At 73.2% G+C, this 15491-nt stretch carries 9 protein-coding genes; 7 read left to right on the top strand and 2 right to left on the bottom strand.

Annotated features, from left to right (window positions below):
- Both AB0883_RS24565 and AB0883_RS24560 read right to left on the bottom strand, forming a co-directional pair.
- Positions 1 to 1339, bottom strand: a 1339-nt coding sequence (locus tag AB0883_RS24565) for an N-acetylmuramoyl-L-alanine amidase (protein ID WP_366643584.1), incomplete at its 3' end; no start/stop codon positions are given.
- A gap of 20 nt (positions 1340 to 1359) precedes the next feature.
- A complete protein-coding gene (locus AB0883_RS24560; protein ID WP_366643583.1) occupies positions 1360 to 2811 on the bottom strand; it encodes a VCBS repeat-containing protein in 1452 nt (483 codons plus the stop codon).
- Between the two features lie 294 nt (positions 2812 to 3105).
- Between AB0883_RS24560 and AB0883_RS24555 the strand changes: the two genes are divergently transcribed.
- The 7 genes from AB0883_RS24555 (at position 3106) to AB0883_RS24525 (ending at position 15479) form a co-directional block, all read left to right on the top strand.
- On the top strand, positions 3106 to 6381 hold the full coding sequence (locus AB0883_RS24555) for a DUF2961 domain-containing protein (RefSeq protein ID WP_366643582.1): 3276 nt from the start codon (positions 3106 to 3108) through the stop codon (positions 6379 to 6381).
- Complete coding sequence (locus tag AB0883_RS24550) at positions 6381 to 8504, top strand: family 43 glycosylhydrolase (RefSeq protein WP_366643581.1); 2124 nt, start codon at positions 6381 to 6383, stop codon at positions 8502 to 8504. The genes AB0883_RS24555 and AB0883_RS24550 overlap by 1 nt, the downstream gene beginning before the upstream one ends.
- A gap of 79 nt (positions 8505 to 8583) precedes the next feature.
- A complete protein-coding gene (locus AB0883_RS24545) occupies positions 8584 to 10146 on the top strand; it encodes a sugar ABC transporter ATP-binding protein (protein WP_366643580.1) in 1563 nt (520 codons plus the stop codon).
- Positions 10143 to 11225, top strand: a complete 1083-nt coding sequence (locus tag AB0883_RS24540) for an ABC transporter permease (RefSeq protein WP_366643579.1) — start codon at positions 10143 to 10145, stop codon at positions 11223 to 11225. Before AB0883_RS24545 ends, AB0883_RS24540 begins: the two co-directional genes overlap by 4 nt.
- A 26-nt stretch (positions 11226 to 11251) precedes the next feature.
- Entirely contained in the window at positions 11252 to 12253 is a 1002-nt protein-coding gene (locus AB0883_RS24535) for a substrate-binding domain-containing protein (protein WP_366643578.1), read from the top strand.
- Between the two features lie 62 nt (positions 12254 to 12315).
- On the top strand, positions 12316 to 13848 hold the full coding sequence (locus AB0883_RS24530; protein WP_366643577.1) for an FGGY family carbohydrate kinase: 1533 nt from the start codon (positions 12316 to 12318) through the stop codon (positions 13846 to 13848).
- Entirely contained in the window at positions 13845 to 15479 is a 1635-nt protein-coding gene (locus tag AB0883_RS24525) for a fucose isomerase (RefSeq protein ID WP_366643576.1), read from the top strand. Before AB0883_RS24530 ends, AB0883_RS24525 begins: the two co-directional genes overlap by 4 nt.
- Positions 15480 to 15491: the final 12 nt, after the last annotated feature.

Here is a 15491-nt window from a genome sequence, read left to right as displayed (position 1 = left end):
CGTGGGTGAAGGCGACGATGTCGTCGCGGTTGTCGCCGTTGAAGTCTCCGGTGAGCAGTGTTTCGCCGTTGAGGCCGAAGAAGTCGTTCCATTTGACGGAGGTGCCGGCGAAGTTCGTGCCGGTGGAGGTGGAGACGTAGACGTCGTTGAGGGTGCCTTGGGTGAAGGCGACGATGTCGTCGCGTCCGTCGCCGGTGAAGTCCGTCGGCGAACCCGCCAGATACCGGCCGCCGGACCCGCCGCCGGCGTTGACCAGCGCGATGTAGTGGTTCCAGTTCCAGTGCGGTCCCGGGTCGGTGTGGTCGTTGCCCGGCAGCTCGTGGTGGCCCCGGATGGCGGTGCGGTTCTTCGGCAGGCCGTACTTGTCGCAGAGGTAGCGGGTCAGCGCGGCCGACGAGCGGTACATGGACTCGGTGAACCAGCTCGGGTTGTCGACGTAGCCCTCGTGCTCGATGCCCACGGAGTACGGGTTGGCCGAGCGCGCGTGGTACGCGGTGTCGCCCTCGCGCACCATCTGGGTGATCTCGCCGTTGCTCGACTTCACCACGTAGTGCGCGCTCACCCCCGCCGACGGGTTCTGGAACCAGCTGATCGTGCCGGCGTACGAGCCCTGGGTCACGTGCACCACGACCGTGGTGATCCGCGAGGAGCGGCCCGTCGCGTAGTTGCCGCCGTACGCCGGGATCCACCGCGCCGGCGCGTACTCCGGCACCGCCGCGGCGAGGGCGGCCGGTGCGGCCGTCCCGGCGGGGGCGACGCGGGCGTAGCGGCCGAGTTCCGGCTGCACCCGCCGGGGCGCGACCCGCACGGAGGGCGCGCTGATGCCGTCGCGCAGGAGGTCGTAGACGTGGTCGGCGTACAGGCGGGCCGTCGCGTCGTCGGCGGCGTGCGCGTACCGCGCGACCACCGGATACCAGGCGGAGAGCCGGTCCCGGTCGGCGGCCGTGAGCCGCTCGGCGTCGGCGAGGTCCCGCAGGAGGGCCGCGCCGCCCCTGATGTTGGCAGAGGTCACCGACTTCAGGGCGGCCACCGGCTGCCCGGTCAGCTCGGCCGCCCGCTCCAGGCTGCGCTGCCGGGGATTGCTGACCAGGTGCATGACGCCGTAGCCGTTGGCCTGGCTGGGCCGCCCCTCGTGCCCGTCGAGCCGGGTCTCGCCGTAGCCGACGGCGACCAGCAGGTCCCTGGGCACGTCGAACTCGCCGGCCGCCCGGGTGAAGGCCGTGTCCAGCGGCCCGGTGGGCCCGGCCGGCGCGGCGGTGGCCGGCGCGACGGGGCTCAGTAGCGCCGCCGCGAGGACGGCGGCGGCGCCCCCGCGCCAGGAGAGTCTGCTGGGTCTCATGGTGGTCTCCCGTCCGCGGGTCACAGGGTGGTCTCGCCGTTCAGGCCGAAGAAGTCGTGCCACTTGGCGCTGGCACCGAAGCCGGTGCCGGTGGAGAGTCCGACGTAGACGTCGTTGGTGGTGCCCTTGGTGAAGACGACGATGTCGTCCTTGCCGTCGCCGTTGACGTCGGCGAGGTAGGGGAACTCGCCGGCGAGGCAGAAGAAGTCGTTCCACTTGACGGTGGTGCCGGCGAACGACGTGCCGGTGGAGGTGGCGGCGTAGACGTCGGCGTTGGCGTCGCAGGTGAAGGTGACGATGTCGTCGCGTCCGTCGCCGTTGACGTCGCCGACGCGGGGCAGTTCGGCGCCCACGGCGAACAGGTCGTGCCACTTCCGGGAGGCGCCGAAGGCGCTGCCGCTGGAGAGGGCGACGATGACGTCGGAGGCGGTGTCGGGGCCCTGGGTGAAGGTGATGATGTCGTCTCTGCCGTCGCCGTCGACGTCGCCCAGGGCCGGGTACTCCCCGGTGATGGAGAAGTACTCGTGCCACTTCACGGCGGTTCCGGCGAACGAGGAGCCGGTGGACAGCGCCACGTACACGTCGCCGGCCGCGTTGTGGGTGAAGGCGACGATGTCGGCGCGTCCGTCGCCGTTGACGTCGCCGACCGCGCCGATCTCCGCGCCGGGGGCGAACCAGTCGTGCCACTTCTGGCCGCCGCCGAAGCTGGTGCCGTTCGACAGCGCCACGTATACGTCGCCGGTGTTGCCGTGCGCGAAGGTGACGACGTCGTCCCTGCCGTCGCCGTCGACGTCGCCGGTCGAGGCCGTCTCGCCGCCGATGGAGAAGAAGTCGTTCCACTTCACCGAGGTCCCGGCGAAGCCCGCGCCCGTGGACGTGCTGACGTAGACGTCGGCGAGGGCGTTCTGGGTGAAGCTGACGATGTCGTCGCGCCCGTCGCCGCTGACGTCGGTGGCGGAGCCGCCGGCGATGGCGTGGGTCCGTACCGCCTCGTTGAGCAGGGTCCGCGCCTTGGTCGCCACCTGGTCGTAGCGGTCGGGGAAGCCGGAGCGCTGCACGCACTGGGCGACCTGACCGGCGGTGTAGCGGGGGTTGTTCCGGTCGCAGACGATCGCGCGGGTGATGTACTGCGTGCTGGCGTAGACCGGGTCCATGATCTGCTCCGGCGTGCCCCAGCCGTAGTCCCATCGTTGCTGGAAGACCCCGAGCGAGGACTTGTCGCCGCACGGCAGGTTGTTCATGTGCGACTCGACCCAGCCGGCCTCGAACGCGGAGAGCATGACCTTGTCGTTGACGTTGTGGGCACGGGCGACCCGGTAGACGATCACGCTGATCGCCGGGTCGTGGTTGGCGGGGATGGAGGAACAGGCCAGCGTGCCGATCGGAGCGTCGGCCTGCGCCGGCGCGGTCGCCACGACCGACGCGAGCGCGGTGCAGAGGCCGACCAGCAGGGCGAGGGGAGTACGTCTCACGATGCTCCTCTGAGGGGTGTCAGCGGTGCGGCGAGCGGTTCCGCCACGGGGGTGCGCTGCCGCCAGGAGGGCCGCCGGGCTGACGGACGCGCCGCCGCGTCGACACCTCCTCGTCGGTGGGAAATCGATTGCCGAGGAGTATCGCCAGGACCCTGACGGCTGTCAATGCGTCCTGGAATCTTCCTTCGGCAACTGAGCGGTGGCGGTAAAGTATTGACATCTCGCGATGTCCCCCGGTTAACTCCCGAGCAATCGATTTCTCGCGGCCCCGACGGTCACCCTGGAGGGACATCCATGAAGCCCCACCTCCGCCGCTGGCTGGCTCTGGCCGCGGCGCTGGCGACCGTGATCCCGCCGACGGGGGCGTACGCCGCCGAGCCCGCCCCGACCCCGCGCGGTGCCGGGGCGCTCGCCGTCGTCGACGACAAGGGCCCGGTCGGCTGGGACGTCTACCGCCGCCTCGACCGGCTGCCCGAGCTGGCCGCCGGCAGCCGTACCCGGCAGTTCTCCAGCTTCGCCCGGGACGGCTCCAACGACGACGGCTTCGTCGGCACCTACTCGTGCCTGCGCCAGTCCGGCGGCTGCGTGATCGCCGAGGACCACGGAGCCGGCGAGGTGCAGTCGATCTGGTTCACCCGCGACGACGGCAACGTCAGCGCCACCGGCTGGATCCGCGTCGAACTCGACGGCGTCACGGTGGTCGACACCAACCTCCAGCGCCTCGTCGACGGTGGCCTCGGCCACCCGTTCGTGTTCCCGCTGGTCACCAACGCCGACCAGACCTCCGGCGGGGTCACCGTCAAGGTCCCCATGCCCTACCGCGAGTCCATGCGGATCACCACCCAGTCCAACCCGCTCTTCCACCACGTCACCTACCGCACGTTCGCCGACGCGGTCGGCGTGTCCACGTTCGACCCCACCGACCCCGCCACCGACGTGGTGGAGAAGCTGCGCGCCGCCGGCCAGCGCGACCCGAAGCCGAGCCAGCCCGGCGCGAGCACCAGGACCGCCCGGGTCGACGTCCCGGCGGGCGGGCAGGCGACGCTCGCCACGCTCACCGGTCCCGCCGCGGTCACGGCGCTGCGGCTGCGGCTGCCCGACGCCGCGGCCACCGCCTCGACGTTGACGGGCCTGCGGCTGCGGATCACCTTCGACGGGCGGAACACGGTCGACAGCCCGGTGGGCGAGTTCTTCGGCGCCGGCCTGGGCGAGCGTTCCGTCCGCTCCCTGCTGTTCGCCATGGACTCCGCGCCGGGCGGCTGGTACAGCGCCTGGTGGCCGATGCCGTTCCGCTCCACCGCGACGGTGTCGGTCACCAACACCACCGGCGCCCCCGTCAGCGGCGTCCAGGCGGAGGTGACCACCGCGCCGGGCACCGCCTGGACCGGCGCGCTCGCCCCCGACGGCGCCGCCGGCTACTTCACCACCCAGTCCCGCCGCGCCGAGACCACGGGCGGCAGCGACTGGATCGTCGCCGAGCAGGCCGGCCGGGGACGCTTCGTCGGCGTGTCCCAGACCGCCCGCGGCCACATCATCGGCGGGAACACCCGTAACTACCTGGAGGGCGACGAGCGCGTCCACGTCGACGGCTCACCCACGCCGCAGATCTACGGCACCGGCACCGAGGACTTCTACGAGTCCGGGTGGTACTTCAACCGCGGCGAGTACAGCGGCGTCTTCACCGGCAACACCGCCCACCTGTTCCGCTCCGGCGGCTGCGTCGACGAGTGCGACGCCATGTACCGGCTGATGATCGGCGACGCGGTGCCCTACGCCACGGCGCTGCGTTTCGGCATCGAGCACGGCCCCGCCAACGACATGCCGGCGAACTACGCCTCGACCGCCTTCCTCTACACCCAGCCGACCGTCGCCCTGCGCCGCACCGACACGCTGGTCACCGGCGACGCGGCCAGCCGCGCCGCGCACGCGTACACCGACTTCGGGACCCAGTACCCGCTGACCAGCCCGTACGAGGGCGACGACGACAACGTCGCCGTCACCGGCCAGGTCCGCGCCACCGGCGGCGCCGCCAGCTTCCGGCTCGCCGTCGACCCCGCCAACCAGGGCGTACGGCTGCGCCGGCACGGCGACCAGGCCGGCGCGTACCAGCAGGTCGCCGTGTCGGTCGACGGCCGGCCGGCCGGGGTGTGGCGCCAACCGCTGGGCAACGACCGGCAGCGCTGGTCGGCCGACGAGTTCGTCCTCCCCGCCGCGCTGACCGCCGGACGGCCGTCGGTCACCGTCACCCTCACCCCGGCGGCCGGCGCCCCGGCCTGGACGGCGGCCCGGTACGAGGCCGACAGCATGGTCCCCCCGTTCCTCGACGCCACCGCCCCGGGCGCGGTCACCGGGCTCGGCCTGGCCGGCGGTCGGGTGCACGCCCTCGGCCTGTCCTGGTCGGCGTCGCCGGACGACGTGGGAGTCGCCAGCTACCGGGTCTACGCCTCGCGCAACCCCGGCGTCGCGATCACCCCCGCCAACCTGGTGGGCACGACCCGGACGACCACCTTCCGGCACGGCCCCCTGCCGGCCGGACAGACCCGCCACTACCGGGTCGTCGCGGTCGACGGCGCCGGCAACGCCTCCGCGCCCTCGGCCGAGGTGTCGGCCACCACCCGCACCCGCAACACCAGCGACGCCAACGGTGACCGCCGCGACGACGCCGTCGCGTTCACCCGGGGTGCCACCGCCGACGTGACCACGTCGGTGTCGGACGGCACCAGGTTCGTGCCGGACGCCCGGACCTGGAACGACTACTTCGCCGTCGGCGAGGAGATCCCGTTCACCGGCGACGTCGACGGCGACGGGCGGGCCGACATCATCACCTTCACCCGCGGCGACAGCGCCGACGTCTACGTGGGGCTCTCCACCGGCACGACCTACGCCGCCGGGGCCAAGTGGCACGACTTCTTCGCCACCGGTACGGAGGTCCCCGCGGTCGGCGACGTGAACGGCGACGGGCGTACGGACATCATCACCTTCACCCGGGGCGGCGCCGGCGACGTGTACGTGGCGCTGTCGACCGGCAACGGCTTCGGCCCCGGCGTCAAGTGGCACGACCACTTCGCGCTCGGCGACGAGCTGCCGGCGGTGGGAGACGTCGACGGCGACGGGCGCGACGACGTCGTGACGTTCACCCGGGGCGCCACCGGCGACGTGTTCGTCTCCCTCTCCGACGGGACCCGGTTCGTCGAGGACGGCTGGAAGTGGCACGACTCGCTCGCGCCCGGCGACCAGATCCCGGCGCTGGGCGACGTCGACGGCGACGGGCGCGACGACGTCGTGACCTTCACCCGGGGCACCACCGGCGACGTGTTCGTGGCGCTCTCCGACGGCACGCGGTTCGTCGCGCAGGCCGGCAGGTGGCACGACTGGTTCGCGGTGGGCGACGAGCTGCCCGGCATCGGTGACTTCAACGGAGACGGAAGGGCGGACGTGGTGACGTACACCCGGGGAACCAGAGCGGACACGTACGTGGCGCTGTCGACCGGCGGCGGCTTCGGCGCCGGCGTCCGGTGGCACGACCAGTTCGCGCCCGGCACCGACCTGCCCCGGCCGAGCGTGTCGTGATGCGCGCGCCCCGGATGCTCGCGGTGCTCCTGCTCGGCGCCGCCCTGGTGACCGTCCCGGCCGGACCGGCCGCCGCGGAGGACGTCGTACGGGCCGAGGCGGAGTCGCTGGCGGTGACCTCGTCCACCGCCCCGGTCGAGGCGCAGGCCAACTGCTGCGGAATCGCCTGGTCGGCCGGCCGCCAGCTGTGGCTGCGCGCCGTCCGGGCGGGGGACTCGGTCACCGTGTCGCTGCCGTCCGTGCCGGCCGGGCAGTACGACATCGGTGGCGTGCTCACCCGCGCCGCCGACTACGGCACCCTGCGCTTCGCCGTCGACGGCGTGGCCGTCGGTCAACTCTTCGACGGCTACGCCCCGACCGTGCGGCGCGTCGAGGCCGTACCGCTGGGGTCTGCCTCGCTCGCCGCCGGCACCCACCGGCTGACGGTGACCGTGACCGGCCGCTCGGCGTCCTCGACTGGCTTCCTCGCGGGCCTGGACACGGTCACCCTGCGCCGCGTCGGCCCGCTGGCGGCGGTCACCACCACGGCGTACGAGACGGTGGCCGAGACGCCGGCGCGGGGCCCGCTGACCCGGGTCTACGACCCGGGCGTGGGGGAGCCGACGGCGTGGTACTACAACGACCACACGATCGTGCGCGACCAGCGGACCGGGCTGTGGCACGCCTTCGCCATCGCCCACGCGGAGCCCGGCGCGCCCCAGGACGAGAAGAGCTTCGGCCACGCCACGGCGCCCACGCCCACCGGGCCGTGGACGAAGCAACGACCGGCGCTGACGGCCGACCCGGCGAGGGGCGAACAGTGGATCTGGGCACCCCACGTCGTCTACGACCAGGGCGTCTACCACATGTTCTACGCGGCCGGCAGCCCCGACTACGCGAACTACCGCATGCACCTGGCCACCTCGACCGACCTGTTCACCTGGACCCGCAGCCCGGCCAACCCGCTGTTCACCGACGGCTGGGAGGGGCGCGACCCGATGGTGACCCGGGTCGGTGACCGCTGGGTCATGTACTACACGGCGACCTCCGACCCGCAGGGCGGCAACCACGTGGTCGCGTACCGCACCAGCGCCGACCTGCGGACCTGGAGCGGGCGGGGCGTCGCGTACGCGTCGCCGCACACCGGACGCGCCGCCGGGCAGACGGAGTCGCCGTTCGTGGTGCGCCGGGGGGACTGGTGGTACCTCTTCGTCTGCTGCGACGGCACCGACTACGGCGCGGCGTACCGGCGCACCGCCGTCTACCGCAGCCGCGACCCCCTGCGCTTCGACGGGGCGGAGAAGGTGACCGTGCTCGACGCGCACGCCGCGGAGGTCGTGGTGGACGGTGGGAACTGGTACCTGAGCCACGCCGGCTGGGGCCAGGGCGGGCTGTGGCTCGCTCCGCTGACCTGGTCCACTCAGGTCGTCGCCCGCGGCTACCAGGTGAGCACCGGCTTCCTGCGCGCCGACGTACGCACCTGGCCGCACACCCGCATCGCGTCGCTGGCGGTCGATCCGGCCGGCGGCGGGGCGTACCGGCCGGCGCTGGACTCGTCGCACCGGGGGACCGGGCCCTACCTGGCGGTCGGCCGCTTCGACGTCACGGACCGGGCGGGCCCGCCGGCCCGGGTCGACGTCTCCGCCGACGGTTCCCGGATCAACCTGGTCGGCATGCGGATGGGCGACGAGCCGGTCACCGCCGACTGGCTGCTGACGGTGGCGCCGCGCTGGAGCGGGCCGGCGTTGCAGAGCGACGTCACCTGGTCGGTGACGGGTCCGACGACCGCGCCGGTCTGGGAGGTGGCGTTCAACGTCGACGGTGCCCTGCCGTCGGTCGGCGATCCCGCCGTCGCGGCGCGGCCGACGGGCGACGTCACGGGGATGCCGACCTGGACGATGACCTCCGGGGCGAACCTGTCCCTCGTGGCCGCCCACCGCTGGGCCTCGGCGTGGCGCGGCGACAACACCTGGTACGACGCCGGCCACGCGATGGCGGCCTGGCAGCCGCTGTGGCGCAACGGGGGCACCGCGTGGCCGGCGGGGTCGTACCCGGGTGGGACGTGGCGGTTCGCCGCCAGCGGGACGGCGCGGGACACCGCGTTCGCCGAGACCGTCCACGCGGCAGTCAACGCCGTGCCGTGAGCACCGGGGCCTTGACATCAATTAGACGCTCCTCTATGTTTCGCCAGAAATCGATTTCCGATCTCCCTCGGAGGCCCGCATGAGCGACCAGGTGATCGTCGCCATGTCCGGCATCGCCAAGCGCTTCGGCGGGGTGCACGCCCTGCGCGGCGTCGACCTCACCCTGCGCGCCGGCGAGGTCCACGCCCTGCTGGGGGAGAACGGGGCCGGCAAGTCGACCCTGATCAACATCCTCTCCGGCGTCGTCACCGACTACGACGGGGAGATCTCGATCGGCGGTGCGCCCGCGCGCTTCGCCGGCCCGGCCGCCGCCCAGGCCGCCGGCATCGCCACGATCCACCAGGAACTCGACCTGGTGCCCGCGCTGTCCGTGGCCGAGAACCTCGTGCTCGGCCGGGAACCGCGCACCCGGCTGCGGACGCTCGACCGGCGGGCGATGACCCGCGCCGCCCGGGACTGGCTGGGCCCGCTCGGCGCGCAGATCGATCCGCGCCGACCCGTCGGTTCGCTGCGCGTCGGCGAGCAGCAACTCGTCGAGATCGCCAAGGCGCTCTCCCTCGACGCCCGCGTGCTCATCATGGACGAGCCGACCGCCGCGCTCGCCGACGCCGAGGTGCGGCGGCTGATGTCCACCATCCGCGCGCTGCGCGAGCGCGGCGTGGCCGTCGTCTACATCTCCCACCGGCTGGAGGAGATCGAACACATCGCCGACCGGGCCACCGTCCTGCGCAACGGCGAGGTGGCCGGCACGCTGCGCCCGGACCGCGCCGACCGGCAGCGGATCATCACCCTGATGGTCGGCCGCCCGGCGGAGACGCTGTTCGGCGCGGGATCCGGCGGCGCCGGTGCGGCGAGCCCCGCCGGGCCCGCCGTGCTGGAGGTCGACGACCTCGCCGTACGGCCCCGAGGCACCCGGCCCGGGCGCTGCGAACCCGCCGGCGTCACCCTGACCGTCCGCGCCGGGGAGATCGTCGGCCTGGCCGGCCTGATGGGGGCGGGCCGCACCGAACTGCTGGAGACCCTGTACGGCGCGGGCCCGCCCGGTCGCCGCAGCGGCCTGGTCCGACTCGCCGGCCGCCCGTACGCCCCGCGGGGCCCCCGGTCCGCGCTGCGCGCCGGCGTCGGCTTCGTCCCGGAGGACCGCCGCCGCTCCGCCCTGGTCCTCGAACATCCCGTCGGCCGCAGCATCGTGCTGGCCGCCCTGCGCCGGCTCAGCACCGTCGGGGTCGTCCGCAACGGACGCGAGCGGGACGCGGTGCGCCAGCAGGTCGCCACGTTGGCGATCAAGACGTTGTCGGCCGCCGCGCCGGTCGGCTCGCTCTCCGGCGGCAACCAGCAGAAGGTCGTCTTCGCCCGGCACCTGCTCACCCGCCCCCGCCTGCTACTGCTCGACGAGCCGACCCGCGGGGTCGACGTCGGCGCCAAGGCGGAGATCTACCGGCTGCTGCGCCGGCTCGCCGACGACGGGATGGGCATCCTGCTCGCCTCGTCGGAGCTGCCCGAGCTGACCGGCGTCTGCGACCGGATCGTGGTCCTGCGGCGGGGGCGGACCGTCGCGGAACTCCCGGCCGACGGGTGCACCGGCGAGGACATCCTGACCGCGGCCATGGGCGGCACGGCCGCCGGAAGGGACGACCGATGACCCACCTGCGCGCACCGGACCAGGGGCCCGGCACCCCGCTCGCGCCGGCTGGCGGCGGCCCGGCGGCCGGCGCCGGCCGGTGGCGTCGGCCCGGCGGCCGGGGCGACCTCGTCGAGCGGCTCTTCGCCGTGCAGAGCCTCTTCGCGCTGCTGCTGGTGTTCGTGCTGGCCATCGCCGTGTCGCCCCGCCGCAACGGCGAGATCCTGTTCCTGTCCACGGAGAACCTCGGCAACATCGTCCGCGCGGTGTCCGAGATCGGGATCATCGCGATCGGCATGACGTTCGTCGTCCTGCTCGGCGGCATCGACCTCTCCGTCGGCGCCGTCCTCGGTCTCTCCGCCGTCGGCACCGCGACGCTGATGGTCGACTCCGGGCTCGGCATCCTGCCCGCGGTCACCGTCGTCCTGCTGATCGGCGCCCTCTTCGGTGCGTTGCAGGGCTACGCGACGGCCCGGCTCGGCATCCAGTCGTTCATCGTCACCCTCGCGGGACTCCAGGTCGCGCGCGGCCTCGCCCGGATCTGGTCGGGCGGGCTCGGCATCCCGATCGCCTACGGCGACGGCCCGCAGGAGGCACCCCCGGCGTTCGAGATCCTCAACGGCACCGTCAACGGGGTGCTGCCCGTCCCGGCGGTGCTGTTCATCGGCATCGGCGTGGCCGCGATCGTCGTGCTGCGCAAGACGGCGTTCGCCCGCCACGTCTACGCCATCGGCGGCAACGAGAAGGCCGCCCGGCTCTCGGGCGTGCCCGTGCTGCGGGTGAAGGTCGCGGTCTTCGCGATCGCGGGCCTGCTCGCCGCGGTGGCCGGCATCATCCACGCCGGGCAGCTCAACCAGGGCAGCCCCAACGACGGCGCCGGCTACGAACTGGACGCCATCGCCGCGGTGGTCATCGGCGGCACCAGCCTGGCCGGGGGCACCGGCTCGATGGGCGGCACGCTCGCCGGGGCGCTGCTGCTCGGCATCCTCAACAACATCCTCGCGCTCAACAACATCGACGCCAACGTGCAGCTACTGATCAAGGGACTGGTGATCGTGGCCGCCGCCGGGCTGCAGAAGCTACGCCGCAGCATCGTCTGAACCGCCACCGAACAAGGAGCGTCATCATGCGCACCCGTACCGTCCTTCTCGCGCTGCTGTGCACCGGCGCGCTCGTCACCTCCAGCGCGTGCAGCGTGGAGAAGCCGTCCGACGGCGGCGACGCCGCGGCCGCGAACTGCGGCGCCGGCAAGGACTTCCTCATCGGCATGTCGCAGGCCAACAACGCCGAGCCCTACCGGCAGGTCATGAACAACGACGTGCAGACGGCGGCGAAGTCCGTCCCCGGGTTCACCGTGGTGGTCTCCGACGCGGCGCAGGACAACAGCAAGCAGGTCGCCGACGTGGAGAACTTCCTCACCCAGAAGGTCGACCTGCTGATCATCTCGCCGAACGAGGCGAAGCCGCTGACCGCGGTGGTGCGCAAGGCGTACGACCGGGGCATCCCGGTGATCGTGCTCGACCGCAAGGTGGAGGGCGAGGCGTACACGGCCTTCATCGGCGGCGACAACGTCGCCATCGGCAGGGCCGCCGGCGAGTTCTACGCCAGCACGCTGCTGCCCGCCGGCGGCAAGGTCATCGAGATCGCCGGGCTGCCCGGCTCCACGCCGGCGGCCGAACGCGCCCAGGGCTTCCGGGAGGGCATCGCGGGCAACCCGAAGATCGAGGTCGTCGCCTCCCAGCCCGGGGACTGGCTGCGGGAGAAGGGCCAGTCGGTCGCCGACGCGCTGCTCAAGGCGCATCCGGACGCCGCCGCCGTCTACGCCCACAACGACCCGATGGCCGAGGGCGCGTACCTGGCCGCGAAGGCGGCCGGGTTGCACACGAGGGTGAAGTTCACCGGCATCGACGCGCTGCCGGTGCCGTCGGGCGGCATCAAGGCCGTCGAGCAGGGCCGGCTCGCGGCGACCTTCCAGTACGCCACGGGCGGCCGGGAGGCCGTCGACCTCGCCCGCCGGATCCTGGTCGAGTGCGACAAGGACGTCCCGCGTGCCACCACCCTCGACACGATGCGGATCACCAGGGAGAACGCCGCCGAGACGTACGCGAAGCTCGGTGGCGTCGCCTGACCGCCGAGCCGGCACGGCCCGACGGGCCACGACCCGGACCTGGAAGATCGGGGGAGACCTGCATGACGGTGGCCGCGGTGCTCGGGGTCGACATCGGCACGTCCAGCAGCAAGGGCGTCCTGGTCGACCTGACCGGGCGCGTGCTGCGCGCCGCGGTGCGGGAGCACCGGGTGGACCGGCCGCGACCCGGCTGGGTGGAGATGGACGGCCGCGTCTGGTGGGACGAGTTCGTCGCCCTCACCCGTGAGCTGCTCGCCCCCGGCGACGCCCACGTGGTGTCGGTCGGGGTCAGCGGGATGGGGCCGTGCGTGCTGCTCACCGACGCCGCCGGCACGCCCCTGCGTCCGGCGATCCTCTACGGCGTCGACACCCGCTCCACACCGCAGATCGCCCGGCTCACCGAGCGCTTCGGGGCGGACGAGATCCTGCGCCGGTGCGGCTCGACGCTGTCGACCCAGGCGGCGGGGGCGAAGGTCGCCTGGGTCGCCGACGCCGAGCCGGAGCTGTTCTCCCGGGCCCGGCGGCTGTTCATGCCGAGCTCCTGGCTGGTCTTCCGGCTGACCGGCCGGTACCTGCTCGACCAGCACTCGGCCAGCCAGTGCACGCCGCTGTACGACAGCGCGGCGCAGGGCTGGTACCGGCCCTGGGTCGACGAGATCGCCCCCGGGCTGGAGCTGCCCGAGCTGCGGTGGCCCGGCGACGTGGCCGGCGCGGTCACCGCCGGGGCCGCCGCGGCCACCGGGCTGCCGGCCGGCACCCCGGTCGTGACCGGGACGATCGACGCCTGGTCGGAGGCGGTCAGCGTGGGCGCGCAGGGCGTCGGCGACCTGATGCTCATGTACGGCACCACGATGTTCCTCGTGCACACGGTGCCGCACCGGCTGACCAGCCCGTCGCTGTGGGGCACGGTCGGCGCGCTGCCGGGCACCCGCAACCTGGCCGGCGGCATGGCGACCTCCGGCGCGATCACCGGATGGCTGCGGGAGCTGTTCGACGAGGCCGACTACCCCGAGCTGCTGCGCCTGGCCGAGCTGTCCGGGCCGGGCGCGCGGGGGTTGCTCATGCTGCCGTTCTTCGCCGGCGAGCGGACCCCCATCCTCGATCCCGACGCCCGGGGCGTGATCGCCGGCCTGACGCTCTCGCACGGGCGCGGCGACATCTACCGCGCGGCGCTGGAGGCGACCGGGCTGGCGGTGCGCCACAACATCGAGACGATCGAGGCGGCCGGCGGCGACATCCGACGCGTCGTGGCGGTGGGCGGCGGCACCCGGGGCGGCCTCTGGACGCAGATCGTCTCGGACGTCACCGGCCGGGCTCAGCACATCCCGTCGGTCACCATCGGCGCGAGCTACGGCGCCGCGTACCTCGCCGCCGGCGCCGTGCGGCGGGTCGACATCCACCGGTGGAACCCGATCCGGGAGGTCCGCGAGCCGCGCCCGGCCCTCGCCGCCGACTACGCGGAGCTGTACGGGCTATACCGGCAGCTGTACGCCGGCTCGAAATCCGTCGCCCACGCGTTGGCCGCCCGGCAGACGCGCCTCGCGACCCCGCCCCAGCCAGGTACCGACGAGCCAGTGGAGGAAGTCAACCCGTGAGCAACTACACCATGCCGGTGCTGGTCGATCCGCCGGCCGCCGCCCCCCGGACGGTCTACACGGTCGCCAGCGGCGACCTTCGCCCGGCCGCGAACGTCACCGGTTGGCCGACCCAGCAACGCCTGGAGGCGGACCTCGCCGACGCGGTCACCGCCCTGGGCTGGCAGACCCGGCGGGCCCATCCGGTGGACGCCGACGCGGGCCACGGCTTCATCGACAGCCAGCGCGCCGGCATCGAGATCTTCCAACAGATCCCGGTCGACGCCCCGCTCGTCGTCGTGGAGGCGGTGTGGCAGTACAGCCACCACGTGCTGGCCGGGCTGCGCGCCCACCGCGGCCCGATCCTGCTCGTGGCGAACTGGAGCGGGGAGTTTCCCGGCCTGGTCGGCCTGCTGAACCTCGCCGGCAGCCTCACCAAGGCGGGCGTGCGGTACTCGGCGCTGTGGAGCGAGGACTTCACCGACGAGTGGGCGCGCGACGGGCTGAAGGCCTGGCTGGAGACCGGTGAGGTGGTCCACGACGAGAGCCACGTGCGGGACCTGCCGCCGCTGCCCTCCGATGACGAGGTCGAACTCGGCGTGGCACTGGCCCGCCAGCTGCGGCGCCGACCGGCCGTCATCGGCGTCTTCGACGAGGGCTGCATGGGCATGTACAACGCGATCATCGACGACGAACTGCTCAACCCGCTCGGCATCTACAAGGAGCGGCTGTCGCAGAGCGCGCTGGTCGCGGAGATGTCGCGGGTGCCCGACGAGGAGGCGCACGCGGTGCGGGCCTGGCTCGACGCCGCCGGGATGACCTTCCACACCGGCACGGACGAGGCCACCGAACTGACCGACGCCCAACTGCTCAGCCAGTTCAAGATGTACGTCGCCGCGCTGCGCATCGCCGACGACTTCGGCCTGGACGCCGTCGGCATCCAGTACCAGCAGGGACTCAAGGACACCGTCCCGGCGAGCGACCTGGCCGAGGGGCTGCTCAACGACGTGACCCGGCCGCCGGTGACCAGCCGGGACGGCTCGCGCGAGCTGTACGCGGGGCGGGCCCTGCCGCACTTCAACGAGGTCGACGAGGGCGTGGCGGTGGACTCGCTGGTCACCAACCGGATCTGGACCGCGATGGGGATGGACCCGGCCACCACCCTGCACGACATCCGCTGGGGCGAGTCGTACGGGTCGGACTTCGTCTGGGTGTTCGAGATCTCCGGCTCGGTGCCCGCCTCGCACAACGGCGGCTACGACCGGTCGTACAGCATGCGGCAGCCGCCGATGTACTTCCCGCTGGGCGGAGGCACCCTGAGCGGTGTCTCCCGGCCGGGCGAGATCGTCTGGTCGCGGATCTTCATCATGGACGGGGTGCTGCACGCCGACCTGGGCCGGGGCACCGTGGTGGAGCTGCCGGCCGCCGAGACGCGGCGCCGGCTGCGGGCCACCACCCCGCAGTGGCCGATCATGCACGCCGTGCTGCACGGCGTGGGCCGCGACCAGCTGATGGCCCGGCACAAGGCCAACCACGTCAACGTGGTCTACGCCGACGACGCCGACGCCGCCGACCGCGCCCTGCGGGTCAAGGCCGCGATGCTCGACGCGATGGGGGTACGGGTGCACCTGTGTGGCGACGTGGCGCTGTGATCCCGGGCGGGC

The sequence above is a fragment of the Micromonospora sp. NPDC047812 genome (genome assembly GCF_040704175.1).
GTDB lineage: Bacteria > Actinomycetota > Actinomycetes > Mycobacteriales > Micromonosporaceae > Micromonospora.
Note: the sequence above shows the minus strand (reverse complement) of the source record. Positions and strands in the feature narration are given on the sequence as shown.

Excerpts from the sequence above, each read along its gene's own strand:
- AB0883_RS24555 (WP_366643582.1), top strand. The coding sequence starts at position 3,106 with ATGAAGCCCCACCTCCGCCGCTGGCTGGCTCTGGCCGCGGCGCTGGCG.
- AB0883_RS24550 (WP_366643581.1), top strand. The coding sequence starts at position 6,381 with ATGCGCGCGCCCCGGATGCTCGCGGTGCTCCTGCTCGGCGCCGCCCTG.
- AB0883_RS24545 (WP_366643580.1), top strand. The coding sequence starts at position 8,584 with ATGAGCGACCAGGTGATCGTCGCCATGTCCGGCATCGCCAAGCGCTTC.
- AB0883_RS24540 (WP_366643579.1), top strand. The coding sequence starts at position 10,143 with ATGACCCACCTGCGCGCACCGGACCAGGGGCCCGGCACCCCGCTCGCG.
- AB0883_RS24535 (WP_366643578.1), top strand. The coding sequence starts at position 11,252 with ATGCGCACCCGTACCGTCCTTCTCGCGCTGCTGTGCACCGGCGCGCTC.
- AB0883_RS24530 (WP_366643577.1), top strand. The coding sequence starts at position 12,316 with ATGACGGTGGCCGCGGTGCTCGGGGTCGACATCGGCACGTCCAGCAGC.